Source organism: Myxococcus sp. AB036A (genome assembly GCF_006547355.1).
Lineage (GTDB): Bacteria > Myxococcota > Myxococcia > Myxococcales > Myxococcaceae > Myxococcus > Myxococcus virescens.
Genome location: NZ_VHLC01000031.1, coordinates 18,611 through 38,402, shown reverse-complemented (window position 1 = coordinate 38,402; position 19,792 = coordinate 18,611). Strand labels below are relative to the sequence as shown.

General features: G+C 69.5%; 3 protein-coding genes. All 3 read left to right on the top strand.

Annotated features, from left to right (window positions below):
* Positions 1-69 precede the first annotated feature (69 nt).
* From FL344_RS15170 to FL344_RS15160, 3 genes are read left to right on the top strand one after another with little or no spacing between them, the layout of a single operon-like run.
* The gene (locus FL344_RS15170; RefSeq protein ID WP_141619044.1) at positions 70-14,310 is read left to right on the top strand and encodes a non-ribosomal peptide synthetase; all 14,241 of its coding nucleotides are present in this window, start codon (positions 70-72) and stop codon (positions 14,308-14,310) included.
* Positions 14,303-18,463 (top strand): amino acid adenylation domain-containing protein, encoded by a 4,161-nt coding sequence (locus FL344_RS15165; protein WP_141619043.1) that lies wholly within the window; start codon positions 14,303-14,305, stop codon positions 18,461-18,463. The genes FL344_RS15170 and FL344_RS15165 overlap by 8 nt, the downstream gene beginning before the upstream one ends.
* The gene (locus FL344_RS15160) at positions 18,460-19,788 is read left to right on the top strand and encodes an MFS transporter (RefSeq protein ID WP_141619042.1); all 1,329 of its coding nucleotides are present in this window, start codon (positions 18,460-18,462) and stop codon (positions 19,786-19,788) included. The genes FL344_RS15165 and FL344_RS15160 overlap by 4 nt, the downstream gene beginning before the upstream one ends.
* The last annotated feature ends 4 nt before the right edge of the window (positions 19,789-19,792 follow it).

The following is a 19,792-nucleotide window of genomic DNA, read 5'->3' as shown; positions in this document are numbered from 1 at the left end:
GACGTGGCCCGTTCCGCCGCTGCTCCGTTCCTCGCCTTCAAATCTTCGCCAGCCGGTTCTCCCCCAGACATGACCGCTGAATCCTTCGTCTTCCCTGTCTCCTTCGCGCAGCAGCGGCTGTGGTTCCTCCATCTGTTGCAGCCGGAGAACCCGAGCTACCACATCGCTGGCGCGGTCCGGCTCGGCGGCACGCTCGACACGGCCGCGCTCCAGCGCGCCTTCGACGTCCTGGTGGAACGGCACGAATCGCTCCGCACCACCTTCGCGCAGGAAGAAGGCCAGCCGGTTCAGGTCGTCGCTCCCGAAGGCACCGCGTCCTTCGCCGTCACCGACCTGTCGTCACTGCCGCGGGACGGGCGCGAGGCGGAAGCACGGCGGCTCGCCACCGAGGAGATTCGCCAGCCCTTCGACCTGATGAAGGGCCCGTTGCTGCGCACGCGGCTGCTGCGGCTGGCGGACACCGACCACGTCCTGGTGCTGACGATGCACCACATCATCTCGGACGGGGCGTCGCTGGGCATCCTCATCCACGAGATGACGCAGCTCTACGGCGCGTTCGTCGCCCAGCGAGAGCCGGAGCTGCCCGAGCTGCCCATCCAGTACGCGGACTACGCTGAGTGGCAGCGTGAGTGGATGGCGACAGAAGGCGCGCTCGACGCGCACGTGGCGTACTGGAAGCAGCAGCTCGCGGGCGCCCCCGTGTTGCAGCTCCCCACGGACCGTCCGCGCCCCGCCGTCCAGACGCAGCGCGGAGACGCCCTGCCCCTGCACCTGCCAACCGCGCTGGTGCAGGCGCTTCAGCAGGTGGGCCAGCGCGAAAACGCAACCCTCTTCATGACGGTGCTGGCCGCGTTCCAGGCCTTGCTGTCACGCTACACGCACCAGACGGACATCCTGGTCGGCGCGCCGCAGAACAGCCGCAACCGGGTCCAGACGGAGAGCCTCATCGGCTTCTTCGTCAACACGCTGGTGCTGCGCGCGGACCTGTCCGGCAACCCGTCCTTCCGCGAGCTGCTCCAGCGCGTGCGGGAGGCGACGCTGGGCGCCTATGCGCACCAGGACATCCCGTTCGAGAAGCTGGTGGAGGCGGTGCAGCCCGCACGCAACCTGGCCTACACGCCGCTGTTCCAGGCCGCGTTCAACTTCCAGGGCATGGCGGGCCAGGCGCTGGCCCTGCCCGGCGTCACCATCCAGCAACTGGACCTGCAACCGGGGACGTCGAAGTTCGACGTGACGCTGGACCTCCAGGAGACCCCAGACGGCCTGCGCGGCTTCGTCGAGTACAACAGGGACCTCTTCGACCGCGCGACCATGGAGCGCTTCGCGGGGCACTTCCAGACGCTGCTCGCGGGCGTCGCGGCCAACGCGGAGCTGTGCCTGGACGCGCTGCCGTTGCTCACGTCGCCCGAGCGGCACCAGTTCCTCGATGTCTGGCCCACGCTGAAGTCCTTCCCGGGCACGGACACCCTGCACGGCCGCTTCGAGGCCCAGGTGCGCCAGCGCCCTGACGCCATCGCCGTGGTCGCCGATGGAGGGCGACTCACCTACGCGGAGCTGGACCGGCGGGCCAATCAACTGGCCCATGCGCTGATCGCGCGCGGCGTCCAGCCCGAGGGATTGGTGGGCCTCTGCGTGGAGCGCTCCCTGGCCACGGTGGTGGGCATCCTCGGCATCCTGAAGGCGGGAGCCGCCTACGTGCCGCTCGACCCGACCTATCCCGCGGACCGTCTGGCCTTCATGGTGTCGGACAGCCGGATGTCGCTGGTGGTGACGCAGCGGCCCCTCATCGACCGGCTGCCCACCGAGGGCGCGGCGCTGCTCATCCTGGATGAAGCCGCCGAGGAACTGGCGCGGCAGCCCACTCATGCGCCCGAACTCGCGACGACGCGGGAGCAGCTTGCGTACGTCATCTACACCTCGGGCTCCACCGGCCTGCCCAAGGGCTCCCTGCTTCCGCACGGCAACGTGATGCGCCTGTTCGAGGCGACGGAGCACTGGTTCCACTTCAACGAGAACGACGCGTGGACGCTGTTCCACTCGTACGCGTTCGACTTCTCCGTCTGGGAGCTCTGGGGCGCCCTGCTCTACGGCGGCCGGGTGGTGGTGGTGCCCTACCTCATCTCGCGCTCGCCGGATGCCTTCTTCCGCTTGCTGAGCGATGAGCGCGTCACGGTGCTGAACCAGACGCCCGCGGCCTTCCGTCAGCTCATCCAGGCCGAGGAGCGCCTGGGCGCGGAGGCGCCGCCCCTGTCGCTGCGCTACATCGTATTCGGCGGCGAGGCCCTGGAGCCAGCCACGCTGGTGCCCTGGTTCCGCAAGCACGGGGACACCCAGCCGCGGCTCATCAACATGTACGGCATCACCGAGACGACGGTGCACGTCACCTACCGTCCCATGGATGCCGCCGAGGCCGAGCGCACGCAGCAGAGCCCCATTGGCGTCGCGATTCCCGACCTCCAGCTCTATGTGCTGGACGCGCGGCTGGAGCCGGCGCCCATTGGCGTGGCGGGTGAAATCTTCGTCGGTGGCGCGGGCCTCGCGCGTGGCTACCTGGGCCGGCCGCAGCTCACGGCGGAGCGCTTCGTCCCCCACCCGTTCAGCCGCGAGCCCGGTGCCCGGCTCTACCGCACGGGCGACCTGGCGCGCTTCACCGCGGACGGGCAGCTCGAGTACCTGGGCCGCATCGACCACCAGGTGAAGATTCGCGGCTTCCGCATCGAGCTGGGCGAAATCCAGACGGTGCTCAGCCTGCACCCGGCGGTGCGTGAGGCGCTGGTGCGCGTGCGTGAGAGCACGCCCGGGAACAAGTCCCTGGTGGCCTACGTCGCGTCGTCCGAACAGCCTCCGCCCAGCGTCAACGAGCTGCGCCAGCATCTACTCGGCAAGCTGCCGGACTACATGGTCCCCAGCGCCTTCGTGATGATGGAGCGCTTCCCGCTCACGGCGAACGGCAAGGTGGACCGCAAGGCCCTGCCGGAGCCCGAGGGCGCCCGCGCGGACCTGGCCAACCCGTACGTCGCGCCCCGGACGAAGGCGGAGGAAGCCCTCTGCGCCATCTGGGCGCAGGTGCTGGAAGTCCCGCGCGTGGGCATCCATGACAACTTCTTCGCGCTGGGAGGCGACTCCATCCTGAGCATCCAGGTGCTCACGCTGGCGCAGAAGCAGGACATCCGCTTCTCGTTGCAGCAGCTCTTCCAGCACCAGACGGTGGCAGAGCTGGCGGAGGCCGCCGCGAAGGCGGAGCCCGCGCGTGAGGTCTTCCCGCGCACCGAGCCCTTCAGCCTCATCTCCGCCGAGGACCGGGCGAAGGTGCCTGAAAGCGTGGAGGACGCCTACCCGCTGGCCCGCATCCAGGCCGGAATGCTCTTCCACATGGAGCTGGCGCCCACCTCGAACATCTACCACAACACGGACAGCTTCCATCTGCGCCTGAAGGCGCCGTTTGACGCCGCGCGCTTCATGGAAGCCGTGCAGGTGGTGACGGCACGGCAGCCCGTGCTGCGGACGGCGTTCGACATGACGTCTTACAGCGAGCCGTTGCAGTTGGTGCACCGCGAGGCCCAGCTCTCCGTCGAGGTCACCGACGTCCGCCACCTGTCCACCGAGGCGCAGGACGCCGAGATCCGCAAGCTGCTGGAGGACGAAAAGCAGCAACACTTCGACCTCGCGTGCCCTCCGCTGCTGCGCTTCTTCATCCACATCCGTGGTGAACGGGACTTTCAGTTCACGCTCACGGAGTGCCACGCCATCATCGACGGCTGGAGCCTCCACTCCACGTTGGTGGAGATGTTCAACCACTACTACGCGCTGGTGAACCACCAGGAGCCGCCGCGCTTCGAGCCACTGAGCATCACCTACCGCGACTTCGTGGCCATGGAGCGGCAGGCCCTCGCGTCCGAGGACCACCAACGCTACTGGCGCGAGCTGCTGGAGGACGGACAGGTCATGCGCGTGCCGCGCTGGCGCCGTCCACTGGCGGAGGGTGAGCCGCGCATCGCCACGGTGAAGGTGCCCATCTCCCCCGAAGTGAGCGAGGGCCTGAACGCCCTGACGCGAACCGCGGGCGTGCCCTTCAAGAGCATCCTGCTCGCGTCGCACCTCAAGGTGATGAGCGTGCTGAGCGGCCAGGAGGACGTCATCACCGGCACGGGCGTCAACAGCCGCCCCGAGGAAGGCGATGGCTCGAAGCTGCGCGGTATCTTCCTCAACACGGTGCCCTTCCGCCTGAAGCTGGCCCCGGGCAGTTGGCTGTCGCTGGTCCGCGCAGCCTTCGACGCGGAGCGCGCGCTCTACCCGTACCGCCGTTACCCCATGGCGGAGATTCAGCGGCAGTGGGGCCGCGAGACGCTCTACGAAGTCATGTTCAACTACATGCACTTCCACGTCCTCCACGACATCGCGGGCACGCTCGCGGAGCTGGAGGCGCTGAGCACCCTCCGCTCCGAGGGCACCAACGTCACCCTCGCCGTCCACTTCCAGACCGAGCCTCACACGCAGGAGCTCACGCTGGAGCTGGACTACAACGCCGTCGAGCTGGACCACGCCCAGGTGGAGCAGATTGGCGCGTGCTTCGCGCGCGTCCTCCACGCGCTGGCCTTCGAGGCCGAAGCCCCGCACCACACCTCCAGCCCGCTGCCCGCCGACGTGCAGCGCCGGATGCTGGTGGAGTGGAACGACACCGCCGCCGCGCTGCCCACGGAGCCCACGTTCCTCTCCCACTTCGAGGCTCGCGCCGCCGCCACGCCGGATGCGCTCGCCGTGGTCGATGGAGAACGGACGCTGACGTACCGGGAGCTGGACACGCGTGCCAACCAGCTCGCGCATCATCTGCTGTCGCTGGGCGCGAGCCCGGAGCGCGTGGTGGCGCTCGGCCTGGACCGCTCCGTCGAGCTGGTCACCAGCCTCCTGGCAACGCTCAAGGCCGGCGCGGCCTACCTGCCGCTGGACCCGAGCTACCCCGCCGAGCGCCTGGCCTACATGCTGTCCGATTCGCGCGCTGTGGTGCTGCTCACCACGAAGACGCAAGAGGCAACGTTCACGGGCATCAGCGTTCCTCGGTTCCTGGTCGAGCAGGAAGCGGTCCGGCTGGCGACGTTGCCGACGGAGGCACCGGCTTCGACCGCCTCTGGGGACTCCCTGGCATACGTCATCTACACCTCGGGCTCCACGGGTCTGCCCAAGGGCACGTTGCTCACGCAGCGAGGGCTGCTCAACTACCTGACGTGGGCCCAGAACGCCTACGCGGTGAAGCCGGGCCAGGGCTCGCTGGTCCACACGTCCATCGCGTTCGACGCCACCATCACCAGCCTCCTCACGCCGCTGCTCGCGGGGGGAGCCGTTCACCTGGTGCCGTCAGGACGGGAGGTGGAAGCACTCGCGCTCGCGCTCCAGCAGCCGAGAGGGCATGACCTGGTCAAGCTCACGCCGGCGCACCTCCAGGTGCTGTCCGGGCTGATGACGCCGGAGGCACTGTCGAAGCTGACTGGCACCTTCGTCGTGGGTGGCGAGGCCTTGCCGCCCTCCACCGTCGCATTCTGGCGGAAGCACGCGCCCCAGGTCCGGCTCATCAACGAGTACGGCCCCACGGAGACGGTGGTCGGCTGCTCCACCCATGACGTCAGCGCGGGTGAGTTGCCCGACGGCATCGTCCCCATCGGCCGGCCCATCGCCAACACGGCGCTCTACGTCCTGGACGCGCGCATGCAGCCAGTGCCCGTGGGTGTCTCGGGCGAGCTCTACATCGGAGGCACCGGCGTGGCGCGCGGCTACCTGGGCCGCCCCGCCCTCACGGCCGAGCGCTTCGTGCCGGACCCGTTCGGTCAGGGTCCGGGACAGCGCCTCTACCGCACGGGGGACCAGGCCCGCTTCCTGCCGGACGGCAAGCTGGCGTTCCTCGGACGCCGTGATGGACAGGTGAAGCTGCGCGGCTATCGCATCGAGCTGGGCGAAATCGAAGCCACCCTTCGCCAGCACGCGTCCGTGCGGGACGCAGTCGTCATCGTGCGCGAAGACGTCCCTGGGGACCAGCGGCTGGCCGCCTACGTCATCCCGCACGCGGACACGGCAGCGGATACGGCCGGCGTGCGCGCCTTCCTCCAGCAGCGGTTGCCCGAGCACATGGTGCCCGCTGCCCTGGTCGCGCTGGAGGCCCTGCCGCTCACGGCCAATGGCAAGGTGGACCGCAAGGCCCTGCCCGTCCCCGACGGCCTGCTCTCCTCCGAGTCCCGCGCGGCGCCGCGAAACGGCACCGAGGAGCTGATGGCCAGCATCTGGTCGGACGTGCTGCGCACGAACCATGCTGGCATCCACGACCACTTCTTCGACCTGGGCGGCCACTCGCTGCTGGCCACGCGCGTGGTGTCGCGAATTCGCGAGGCCTTCGGCGTGGAGCTGCCCATCGCCGCGCTCTTCGAGGCGCCCACCATCGCCACGCTGTCGGAGCGCGTCCAGGTGCTCCAGGCCCAGCAGGCCGGTGAAGCACCGCCCCCGCCGCTCCAACCCTCCTCCCGCGACGGCGAGCTGCCCCTCTCCTTCGCACAGCAGCGGCTCTGGTTCCTGTACCAGATGGAGCCGGACAGCCCCTTCTACAACATGCCCGCCGTCATCCGGCTGACGGGCGCGTTGGCCCCGGACACCGTGCAGCGCTGCCTGGAAGCGCTCATCCGCCGCCACGAGTCGCTGCGCACGACGTTCCGGATGAATGGCCAGACGCCCGTCCAGGTCATCCACCCGCCCGCGGCACCGAAGGTGGAGACCATCGACCTGCGCGACCTCCCGCTGGAGCGCCGTGAAGTCGAAGCGCGCCGCCTGTCCGACGAAGAGGCCCGTCGTCCCTTCGACCTGACTCGCGGCCCGCTCTGCCGGATGGGGCTCATCCAGTTGGATGACCAGGAACACCTGCTGCTGCTGACCCTGCACCACATCATCGCCGACGGTTGGTCGCTGTCTGTGCTCGTCCGCGAGGTCGCCGAGCTCTACGGCGCCCTGTCCGCGGGCCAGCCGCCGCCGCTCGCCGCCCTGCCCGTCCAATACGCGGACTACGCGCGGTGGCAGCGGGAGTGGCTGTCCGGCCCCGTGTTGGAGCGGCAGCTCGACTACTGGAAGCAGCGGCTCGCCGGGGCTCCGCCCAACCTGGACCTCCCCACCGACCGTCCACGGCCGCCCGTGCAGAGCTTCCGCGGCGCCACGCACCAGGGCGTCCTGCTGCCCGTGGACGCGGCCAAGGCGTTGCAGGCGCTCTGCCGGAAGGAGAGCGTCACCCCGTTCATGGCGGTGATGGCGGCCTTCCAGGCGCTGATGCACCGCTACACCGGCGAGACGGACATCGTCGTCGGCACGGACATCGCCAATCGCAACCGCTCCGGCACCGAAGGGCTCATTGGATTCTTCGTCAACCAGCTCGTCATGCGCGGCGACCTGAGCGGGGACCCCAGCTTCCGGGCCCTGCTGGCGCAGACGCGACGGGTGGCGCTCGATGCCTACGCTCACCAGGACCTCCCCTTCGAGGAACTGGTGAAGGCGCTCAACCCGGAGCGCGACCTCAGTTATTCGCCGCTGTTCCAGGTGAAGCTCATCCTCCAGAACGCTCCATCCTCCGACCTCCACCTGGACGGGCTGACGCTGCGCGAGGAGACCAGCACCACCGGCGCCGCCAAGTTCGACATGACGTGGGTGGCCACGGAGACCGAGCAGGGCCTGGAGTGTCTGTGCGAGTACAGCACCGACCTGTTCGACGCGGCCACCATCGGCCGGATGATGGGCAACCTGCGTGAGCTGCTCCTGGGCGCCATGGCCGTGCCAGACGAGCGCGTCTCCCGCCTCCCGCTGCTGTCCCAGGCGGAGCGGCAGCAGTCGCTGCTGGCGTGGAACGACACCGCCACGCCCCGAAGCCCGGGCCTCTGCGCGCATCACGTCTTCGAGCAACAGGCGGCGCGGACGCCAGACGCGGTGGCGGTGTCCTTCGAGGGACAGCAGCTCACCTACCGCGAGCTGGACGCGCGGGCGAACCAGCTCGCCTGGCACCTGAAGGCGTCCGGCGTGGGCCCCGAGGTCCGCGTGGGCCTGTGCGTGGACCGCTCGCTGGAGCTGGTGGTGGGCATCCTGGGCATCCTCAAGGCCGGCGGCGCGTGGCTGCCACTGGACCCGTCGTATCCGGTGGAGCGGCTGACGCTGATGATGCGCGACGCGGCCATCCCGGTGCTCGTCACGCAGGAGCACCTGGCGGACGAGCTTCCCGCGCTCGGGCTGCTGGTCTGCCTGGATACGGACTGGCCGCTCATCGCCAGCCAACCGCAGACGCCGCTCGCGGTGGAGATGTCCGAGGACAACCTCGCGTACATCATCTTCACGTCAGGCTCGACAGGTCGCCCCAAGGGCACGCTGCTGACGCACCGGGGCCTGTGCAACACGGCGCTGGCCGCCATCCAGGCCCACCGCGTCCACGAGAAGAGCCGCGTGCTTCAGTTCGCCGCCTTCGGCTTCGACGCGTCGGTGTGCGAGGTGTTCTCCACGCTGCTCGCGGGCGCGCAGCTCTGCCTCGCTCCCCGGGACGCCATCATGCCCGGCGCGCCGCTCCAGGGCCTGTTGACCGCGCAGGAGATCACAGGCGTCACGCTGACGCCGTCAGTGCTGGCGCAGTTGGAGCCAGAGACGTTGCCGAAGCTGGAGTCCGTCGTCTCCGCCGGCGAGGCCTGCTCGCCGGAGCTGGCGCGCCGGTGGCTGAAGTCCCGCCGCTTCATCAACGCGTACGGCCCCACCGAGGCGACCATCTGCGCATCGGTGGACGAGGCCGTGGACCCCGACCGGCTGGGCATCGGCCGTGCGTGGGCCAACGTCCGGCTCTACGTGCTGGATGGCCAGATGCAGCCGGTGCCCGTGGGCGTACCGGGTGAGCTGTTCATCGGCGGCGCGGGCGTCGCTCGCGGATACCTGGGCCGTCCGGACCTGAGCGCCGAGCGCTTCGTGCCGGACCTATTCGCTGTGGAGCCCGGAGGACGGCTGTACCGAACGGGAGACCGGGTGCGCTGGCTGGCCGAAGGGCGGCTGGAGTTCCTGGGCCGCCTGGACCACCAGGTGAAGCTGCGTGGCTTCCGCATCGAGCTGGGCGAAATCGAAGCGGCGCTGGCCGAGCACCCAGAGGTGCAGGACGCCGCGGTGCTGTTGCGGGAGGAGGCACCGGGCCGCAAGCAACTGGTGGCCTACGTCGTCGCTGACGATGTGGAGCAACCGCCCCAACAGGACGCCCTGCGCCGGGCCCTGGAGTCACGCCTCCCCGAGTACATGGTGCCGTCTGTCTTCATCATGCTGAAGGCCATGCCGCTGACGCCCAGCGGCAAGGTGGACCGCAAGGCCATGCCCTCGCTGGCGCAGGAGCAGGTGAAGCGCGAGCACGTCCACGTCGCGCCTCGCAACCCGGTGGAGCAGACGTTGGCGGACATCTGGGCGACGGTGCTGTCCCGCGAGCGCGTCAGCATCCACGACAACTTCTTCGAGCTGGGTGGCGACTCCATCATCAGCATCCAGGTCATCGCGCGAGCGCTGGAGGCCGGGCTTCACATCAGCCCCCGTCAGTTCTTCCAGTACCAGACCATCGCCACCTTGGCCCCGCACGTGGGTCAGGCCCAGGTCGTGGAGAGCGAGCAGGGTCCGGTGACGGGCCCCGTCCCACTCACGCCCATCCAGCACTGGTTCTTCGAGTGGCAGCTCCCGCACCTCCATCACTACAACCAGTCGCTGTTGCTGGGACTGCGTCAGCCCGTCGCCGCGTCCGTTCTCCAGGACGCGCTGCGGGCCCTGGTCGCGCACCATGACGCGCTCCGCCTGCGCTTCGAACGGACCACCGACGGCTGGCGTCAGGAGAGCCTGGGACTCGACAGCACCGTGACGCTGCGCGAGGTGGACCTGTCTGGACTGGACGAGGCCGCGCAGCGCGCCGCATTGGAGGAAGAAGGCCTGCGTGCCCAGGCGGGCTTCCGGCTGGAGGAGGCTCCGCTGGTGGCGGCCGTGCGCTTCCACCTGGGTCCGCAGCGTGGCGACCGGCTGCTGCTCGGCATCCACCACCTCGCGGTGGATGCCGTGTCCTGGCGCGTGCTGCTCATGGACCTGGAGACGGCGTGCCAGCAGCTCAGCCAGGGGCAGCCGGTGGCGCTGCCTCCGAAGACGACGTCCTTCCAAGCCTGGGCTCGCCGCTTGGAGTCCTTCGCGGCCAGCGCGGAGCTGGAGCACGAGGCCGACTACTGGCTGAGCCAGGGTGAAGACACGGCACCGCTCCCCGTGGACACCACGGACGGCGACAACACCTTGGCGTCCGCGCGCACGTTGACGGTGGCGCTGGAGGCCGAGGAGACCCGGCTCCTGCTTCAGGAGGTGCCGACGGCCTGGCGTGCCCGCATCGACGAGGTGCTGCTGACGGCGCTCGCGCAGGCGCTCTCCACCTGGACAGGACAGCGCCGGCTGCGTGTCCAACTGGAAGGCCACGGCCGCGAGGACCTGTTCGACGGCGTGGACCTGAGCCGCACCGTGGGCTGGTTCACCAGCGCCTACCCGGTGACGCTGGAGCTGCCTCGGGATGGCAGCGTGGGTGACGAACTCCGCGCCGTGCGTGATTCCCTGCGGCAGGTGCCGCGCAAGGGCCTGGGCTACGGACTGGTGCGTTACCTGCGCCAGGACGAGCGAGGCACCCGGCTCCGTGCGCAGCCGGAAGCGCCGGTGGCCTTCAACTACCTGGGCCAGCTCGACTCGGCCCTGCCCACGTCGTCGCTGCTCGCACCCGCGGACGAGCCCTTCGGCGCGCAGCAGGGGGCGCTCGGCCAGCGGCGACAGGTGCTGGAGGTGAATGCACACGTCCTGGGCGGCAAGCTGGAGGTGTCCTTCACCTACAGCGAGGCGCTGCACCAGCGCACCACGGTGGGCGCCCTGGCACAGGGCTATGTCCACGCGCTCCGGGCCATGGTGGACCAGCGGCGCGGCGAGGACGCGGCGCGGTTCTCCCCCGTGGACTTCCCGCTAGCGAAGGTGACGCAGGCCACGCTGAACGGCCTGATGCAGTCACACCCAGAGATGGAGGACCTCTACCCGCTGTCTCCCATGCAGCAGGGCATGCTCTTCCACGCCATGCTCGACCCGGACTCGGGGATGTACTTCGAGCGCGCGGCGTGGACGCTGGACGCGGACCTCAACCGCGAGGCGCTACGCGAGGCCTGGCAGCAGGTGATGGCGCGCTACCCCATCCTCCGCACCAGCTTCGTGGGTGAGGAACTGGAAGCGCCGCTCCAGCTCGTGAACCGCAAGGGCGTGCTCCCATGGGAGGAGCAGGACTGGAGCCACCTGTCCGAGCCGGAGCAGCAGACCCGGCTGTCAGCCTGGATGGACGCGGACCGGGCACGCGGCTTCAACTTGAAGCAGGCGCCGCTGATGCGCGTGGGCGTCCTGCGCCTGGGCGTTCGGACGTGGCGCGTGGTGTGGAGCTTCCACCACTTGCTGCTCGATGGTTGGAGCGTGGGCCGCGTCCTCAACGAGATGCTGGCCATCTACGACGCGCAGCTCCGTCAGCAGCCAGTGCGTCTGGAACAGCCGCCCATGTTCCGCGACTACATCGCCTTGCTCCAGAGCCGGGAGATTTCGCAGGCGGAGACCTGGTGGAAGCAGGCACTGCGAGGCTTCGGCGAGCCCACGCCCCTTCCCGGTGAAACGGGAGGCCAGGCGCGCACCGCAGCGCAGGTCATGGGCGAGCGCAAGGTCCACGTGTCCGCCGAGGTGACGGAGCAGCTCCGCGCCTTCTCGCGGCGGCACCAGGTGACGCTCAGCACGCTGGTCCAGGCGGCCTGGGCCCTGGTGCTCGGACGTCACGCGGGCCAGGACGACGTCGTCTTCGGCGTCACCGTCGCGGGCCGTCCGCCAGAGCTGCCCGGCGTGGAGCAGATGGTGGGCCTGTTCATCAACACGCTGCCGGCCCGCGTGTCGCTGCCGGCCCAGAGCAAGGTGGTGGACTGGCTGAAGGCGCTCCAGGCGTGGCAGGTGGAGCGGGCTCCGTTCGAGTACGCGCCGCTGGTGAAGGTCCAGGGCTGGAGCCCCGTGCCGCGTGGCACTCCTCTCTTCGAGAGCCTCGTCGTCTTCGAGAACTACCCCGTGGAGGACTCGGTGCGGCAGGGCGCGGGCGCGCTGGAGGTGCGCGACGTCACCGCGCAGGAGCGCACCAACTATCCGCTGACGCTCTCCGCACATGCGGACAAGGAGCTGATGCTGAACCTGGACTTCGAGTCTCCGCGGCTCGGCGTGGAGGCCATGGAGCGACTGCTGGAGCAGCTCCAGACAGTCCTGGTGGGCATCCTCGACGCGGAGGACAAGCACCTGTGGGAGCTGTCGCTGCTCACGCAGGAGGCCCGTCGCGAGGTGCTGTTCGACTGGAACGACACGCAGGTCCCTGGACTGGGCGCGTGCCTCCACGAGCTCTTCGAGGCACAGGCCCTGCGGACGCCGGACGCGGTCGCCGTGGTCGCGCCGGAAGCGGGCTCGCTCACGTACGGCCAGCTCGACGCAAAGGCGAACCAGCTCGCGCACCACCTGCGCGCCCGGGGCATTGGCTCCGAAGTGCTGGTGGGCGTGTGCCTGGAGCGGACGCCGGAGCTGCTGGTGGCGCTGCTGGGCATCCTCAAGGCGGGCGGCGCCTATGTCCCGCTCGATCCCACCTACCCGGCCGAGCGACTGGCGCGCATGGCCTCCGAGGCCCGGCTCTCCCTGTTGCTTACCCAGCAGTCCCTGGTGGAGACCTTCGTCAACCCGGAGGTGTCGCTCTACCTGCTGGACACGGAGGCACCAGCCCGCGCCGCGCTGTCCACCCAAGCCCCCACGCGGCTCACCACACTGGACGGTCTGGCGTACGTCGTCTTCACCTCCGGCTCCACGGGCACGCCCAAGGGCGTGATGATCTCCCACCGGAGCTGGACCAACGCGTACCTCGGCTGGGAGCGGAGCTACGGGCTGCGGGAGCACTGCCGCAGCCACCTGCAGATGGCCAGCTTCTCCTTCGACGTGTTCGCGGGAGACCTGTCCCGAGCGCTGTGCTCAGGCGGCAAGCTGGTGCTCTGCCCGCGTGAGTGGCTGCTCGAACCGCCCCGCCTGCTCGCGCTGATGAAGGAGCAGGCCGTGGACTGCGCCGAGTTCGTCCCCGCCGTGCTGCGCGGGCTGCTCCAGCACCTGGAGGAGACGGGCCAGACGCTGGACTTCATGCGCGTGCTCGTGGCCGGCTCCGACGCCTGGTACGTGAACGAGTACCACCGGCTCCAGGCCGTCATCGGCGACGATACGCGGCTCATCAACTCGTATGGCGTCAGCGAGGCGACCATCGACAGCACGTGGTTCGAAAGCGGCGACCTGGGCCCCGGCGACACGCAACTGGTCCCCATTGGCCGTCCCTTCGCCAACAACCGCCTCTACGTGCTGGATGCGCACCAGCAGCCGGTGCCCGCCGGCATCGCGGGCGAGCTCTTTATCGGCGGCGAGGGCGTGGCACGCGGCTACTGCCACCGCCCCGACCTGACCGCGGAGCGCTTCGTCCCCGACCCGTTCGCCACCGAGCCTGGTGCGAGGCTCTACCGCACGGGAGACCGGGCGCGGTACCTGCTGGGAGGCGACCTGGAGTTCCTCGGCCGGGCAGACACGCAGGTGAAGCTGCGCGGCTTCCGCGTCGAGCTGGGCGAAATCGAATCCGCGCTCGGCAAGCACCCGGCCGTCCAGGGCGCGGTGGTACTGCTGCGCGAGGACCCGGGGACACCCCGTCGGCTCGTCGCCTACGTGGTGGGCTCGGACATCCGCGACACGGCGGTGCTCCGCGACCACCTGAGGGAGAGACTGCCCGACTACATGGTGCCGGCCGTCTTCGTGCGCCTGGAGGCACTCCCCCTGAGCCCGAACGGCAAGGTGGACCGCAAGGCCTTCCCTGTGCCGGACGCAACTCAGCGCACGGGCGAGCAGCGGCTCGTCGAACCGCGCTCGGAGACGGAGTCGAGCCTGCTCACGCTCTGGAAGGACGTGCTGGGCCAGACGTCGCTGGGCGTCACGGACGACTTCTTCGACGTGGGCGGGCACTCGCTGCTGGCCACGCAGATCATCTCGCGCACCAACGCGATGTTCCAGGTGACGTTGCCGCTGCGCGCCCTCTTCGAGCACCCCACCATCGCGGGGATGGCGGAGCAGGTGGTGCTCGCGCAGTTGGAAGGCGTGGACGAAGCCGCGCTGGCCTCCGCCATGGAGGAAGTCGGCGACCTTTCGGACGCGGACCTGGAGAAGCTCCTGGAGGGGACGAATGAGTGACCTGCTCAAGAAGCTCGCGGGCCTCTCCCCGGAGAAGCGCGAGGCGGTACTCAAGAAGCTGCGACAGCAGAACGTGGTCACCGCGCCGAAGGGAGAGGCACGCACGCCCGGAATCCCTCGCGTCTCACGGGAGCAGCTGCTGCCGCTCTCCTTCCCGCAGCGCCGACTCTGGTTCCTGGACCAGTTCGAGCCCGGGACACCCGCCTACAACATCCCGGAGTTCGTGCGCCTCACCGGGCCGCTCCACGTCTCCTCCCTGGAGCGTGCGCTGAACGAGGTCATCCGGCGCCATGAGGTGCTGCGCACGACCTTCGTCGCGAAGGACGGCGAACCCCAGCAGCGCATCCTCCCGGAGCTGTTGCTGTCGCTGGGCGTGCTGGATCTGAGCTACCTGCCAGGCACCCAGCGCGAGCCCCTGTGCGAGGAGCTGGCGCTTCAGCTCGCGGGGACGTCCTTCGACCTCGCGGCGGGGCCGCTGCTCCACGCGAGGCTGGTGCGCATGGGCGACGAGGACCACGTCCTCCTGCTCGTCGTGCACCACATCGTTTCGGACGGCTGGTCCACCGGCATCTTCGTCCAGGAGCTGACGGCGCTTTATGCCGCCTTCTCCCAGGACAAGCCGTCACCGCTGCCGGAGCTCCCGCTCCAGTACGCGGACTTCGCGGCGTGGCAGCAGCAATGGATGCAGGGCGACGTGCTGGCGTCGCAGCTCGACTACTGGCGTCAGCAGCTCGAAGGGAGCGACAGCGCGCTCAAGCTGCCCACCGACAGGCCGCGCCCGCGCGTGCGCACCTACGCGGGTGGCAAGCGGAGCTTCCAGGTCGCCCCTGACGTAGCCCAGCAACTGAAGACGCTGGGGACTCAGGAGAAGGCGTCGCTCTACATGGTGCTGCTGGCGGCGCTCCAGGCACTGCTCCACCGCTACACGCGCGAGCCGCGCATCAGCGTCGGCACGTACATCGCGAACCGGAACCGGACGGAGGTGGAGCCGCTCATCGGCTTCTTCCTCAACACGCTGGTCATGCGCACGGGGCTCGAAGGCAATCCCACCTTCCGGGAGTTGCTGCGGCGCGTGGTGGACGTGACGCTGGGGGCTTACGGGCACCAGGACATCCCCTTCGAGAAGCTGCTGGAGGAGCTGGCGCCGTCGCGCGACACCAGCCACTCCCCCTTCTTCCAGGTGATGCTGGTGCTCCAGAACACGCCCACGCCCCCAGCCGAGCTGGGCGGACTGAGCATGGAGTCCTTCAGCGTCTCGGGTGAAGCCTTCGCGCAGTTCGATCTGACGCTGTGGTTCTCCGAGGAGGCCGGTGGCCTGCAAGGCATCTGGGAGTACAACCGGGACCTCTTCGACGCCTCCACCGTCGAGCGGATGGTCGCCCACTTCCAAACGCTGCTCGCGGGCATCGCCGCGAACCCGGCACAGCGGCTCATCGAGCTGCCGGTGCTTCCTGCGAATGAGCGTCAGCGCATCCTGCGTGACTGGAACCAGGCCCGGCTCGACGTGCCGCCGCGCACGTGCATCCATCACCTCATCGAGGCGCACGCAGCGCGCACACCCGACGCCATCGCCATCACCGACCCTGAACGCCGGCTCACCTACGCACAGTTGAACGCGAAGGCCAACCAACTGGCGCACCACCTGCGTTCCGTGGGCGTGGGGCCCGAGCGAATCACCGGCGTCTTCCTGGACCGCTCCGTGGACATGGTGGTCGCGGTGCTCGCCGTGCTCAAGGCGGGCGGCGCCTATGTGCCGCTGGATCCGTCATATCCGCCGGAGCGCACGGCGCTCATGCTCGCGGACAGCCGGCCCGCGGTGCTCATCACCCGCCAGGGCCTGGCGCCCCTCCTGCCCGCGCCACTGCCGCCCGTGGTGGCCATCGACACGGACGCGGACGCCATCGCCGCGATGCCCACGACGACGCCCGAAGGCGGCGCCAGCCCCGAGCACCTCGCCTACGTCGTCTACACGTCAGGCTCCACGGGCCGCCCCAAGGGCGTGATGATTTCTCACCGGAGCTTCGTCAACGCCTACCTCGCCTGGGAGCGCGACTACCGGCTGCCCGAGCTGCGCGCCCACCTCCAGATGGCGAGCTTCTCCTTTGACGTGTTCTCCGGCGACCTGGCCCGGGCGCTCGGTGCGGGGAAGACGCTGGTCCTCTGCCCGCGGGAATGGCTGCTCGAGCCCGAAAAGCTCTACGGCTTGATGCAGCGCGAGCAGGTGGACAGCGGCGAGTTCGTCCCCGCCGTGGTCCGGCTGCTGATGGGGTACCTCCAGGAGCACAATCTCCGGCTGGACTTCATGCGCCTGCTCATCGTCGGCTCGGACACCTGGGACATGCGCGAGTACCACCAGCTCCGCGGCCTCTGCGGACCGGACACGCGGCTGGTGAGCTCCTACGGTCTGAGCGAAGCAACCATCGACAGCACGTACTTCGAACAGCCCGAGCCCACCCCCAGCGAGCAGATCGTCCCCATTGGCCGGCCCTTCGCCAACACGCAGATGTACCTGCTGGACAGCGCGATGCAGCCGGTGCCCATCGGCATCTCGGGAGAACTCTTCGTGGGCGGTGACGGACTCGCGCGTGGCTACTGGGGCCAGTCGAACCTGACCGCTGAGCGCTTCGTGCCCAATCCCTTCAGCGCCACACCGGGCGCCCGCCTGTACCGCACGGGCGACCTGGCCCGTTACACGGAGGACGGCACCCTCGCCTTCATCGGCCGCAACGACACGCAGGTGAAGATTCGCGGACACCGCATCGAACTGGATGAAATCAAGGCGAAGCTGCTGGAGCACGCCGCGGTCCAGGCCGTGGAGCTGCTCGTGCACGAGGACGCCGGCAACAAGCAGCTCGTCGCCTACCTCACGCTCACGGCGCCAGACGTGGCCACGGCCGATGACATGCGGCAGCACCTCAAGAAGCACCTGCCGCCGTACATGGTGCCCGCGGCCTTCGTCATCCTGGCCGCCTTCCCGCTCACCCCCAATGGCAAGGTGGACCGCAAGGCCCTGCCCACACCGGAGAGCGTCCGCCGCGACGCGCAGGATGGCTTCGTCGCTCCGCGCGACGAAGTGGAGACCCGGCTCGCGGCCATCTGGGAGGAGCTGCTGGCAGTGCGCCCCATTGGCGTGCACGACAACTTCTTCGACCAGGGCGGCCACTCACTGCTGGCCGTCCGGCTGATGGTGCGTATCCGTGAGCAGTTCGGCCGCGCCCTCCCGCTGTCGGTCCTCTTCCAGAACCCCGCGCTGGAGCAGCTCGCCAAGGCGCTTCACGAAGAGGCGTCGCCCGCGCCATGGTCGCCGCTGGTGACGCTCCAGCCGGGAGCCAATCGCGCCGCCCTGTTCTGCGTCCCGGGCGCCGGTGGAAACGCCGTCTACCTTCGCGAGCTGGCCCAGGCACTGGGCCCCACCCTGCCGGTGCATGCCTTCCAGGCACGCGGGCTGGATGGACGCGCGGAGCCGCATCGCTCCGTCGAGGAGATGGCCGCGTGCTACATCGAAGCGCTCAAGCAGGTGCAACCGCAGGGGCCATACCACCTGCTGGGCCACTCCTTCGGTAGCTGGGTCGCCTTCGAGATGGCGCAGCAGCTCCGGAAGCAGGGCGAGTCGATTGCCTTCCTGGGCATCCTCAACACCACCGTCCCGGTGAACGAAGCCTCGCCGAGCGAGGCGCCCCCGTTTGACGACGCGGACTGGATGGCCTCCGTCGCGAGCACGGCGGGCCGTCTCTACGGCGTGGACCTGGGCATCTCCGCCGAGGCGCTCCGGCCGCTGTCTGCCGAAGCGCGCCGAGAGTACCTGACCCGCAGGTTGGTCCAGGCGGGACTCCTCCCCGACGGCGCGGACAGCCAGCAGGTCCAAGGGTTCATCGACGTCTACAAGGCCGCGTACGCGATTGACTACGTCCCCCGGAACACGCTCCCCATTCCCGTCGCCCTCTTCCGGGCCCAGGAGCGGCACGAGGAAGACGGCATCGTCCCCGAGTCCTTCGCGGACGACCCGAGCTGGGGCTGGGGCCGCCACGCCTCCACGGCCGTCACGCCCGTGACGGTGCCGGGAGACCACATGACGATGCTGGCCGCGCCGCACGTCCAGGTGCTGGCGGAGCACGTGCGCCAGGGCCTCGTCCGGGCCGGAGCCCTTCGATGACGGCGGCGCCGTCCTTCCCCATGAAGTCCGCCGTCGTCATCTGGCTGGGACAGGTCCTGTCACTGCTGGGCTCGGGGCTGACGAGCTTCGCGCTCGGCGTCTGGACGTACAAGACGACGGGCGACGTGACGCAGTACGCGCTGGTCATGCTCTCCGCGACGCTGCCCGCCATCCTGCTCGGGCCGGTGGCCGGCGCGCTCGTGGACCGCTGGAACCGCCGCTGGGTGCTGGTGCTCAGCGACGCGGCCGCCGGCCTGTCGAGCCTCGTGCTGGCGCTATTGCTGTTCAATGGCTTGCTCCAACCCTGGCACGCCTACGTCACGACCGCCGTGGTGTCGACGGCCAGCGCGTTCCAGCAGCCGGCCTTCGCCGTGCTCGTCTCCACGGTGGTGCCGCCGCAACATCTGGGGAGGGCCAACGGATTGGTGCAGGTCGGGCTCGCGTTCTCCCAACTGGTGGCGCCCATGTTGAGCGCCACCCTGATGGAGCTCATCGAACTCAAGGGCATCCTGCTCATCGACGCGACGACGCTCGTGCTCGGCGCGCTGCCCCTGCTCCTGGCGCGAATCCCCCGGGAGCACCTCGTGTCGTCGTCCGGCGAGGAGCGGGTGCCGCTGCTCGAGTCGATTCGGGCTGGCGGTGCCTACCTGCGCGCCACTCCAGGACTCCTGGCGCTCATTGGCTTCCTCGCGGCCAGCAACTTCCTGACCGGCACGGTCGAGGTCCTCGTCACCCCGCTGGTCCTGTCCTTCGCGGACGTGCGCACCCTGGGCGCGCTCACCACCGCGGGCGGCGTGGGCATGTTGGCGGGCAGCCTGGTCATCAGCGCCTGGGGCGGCCCCAAGCGACTGATGAATGGCTTGCTCGGGTTCCAGCTCACCTGTGGACTCGCGCTCATCTGCGTCGGGCTGGCCACCTCCGTTCCCGTGTTGGCCGGTGTCGCCTTCGCGTTCTTCTTCGGCCTCCCCATCATCAACGGCTCCAGCCAGACGCTCCTCCAGCGCATCGTGCCCCTGGCGCTGCGCGGCCGTGTCTTCGCTTTCACCAGCACCATCACCGGGGCCATGTTGCCGCTGGCGTACACAATCGCCGGGCCTCTGGCGGACCACGCCTTCGAGCCCGCCATGGCCTCGAGAGGAAAGCTCGTTCCCCTGCTGGGTGCGTTCGTCGGCGAGGGCCCAGGCCGAGGCATCGCCTTGATGTTCCTCATCGCGGGCGTGCTGGCGGTCCTCATGACGCTGCTGTCCACGCTCTACCGCCCGCTGCGTGAGCTGGAGGCGCCCCCTCAGGACACGCCTTCCGCCGAACCCGCGGCGAGCCCCTGAACCC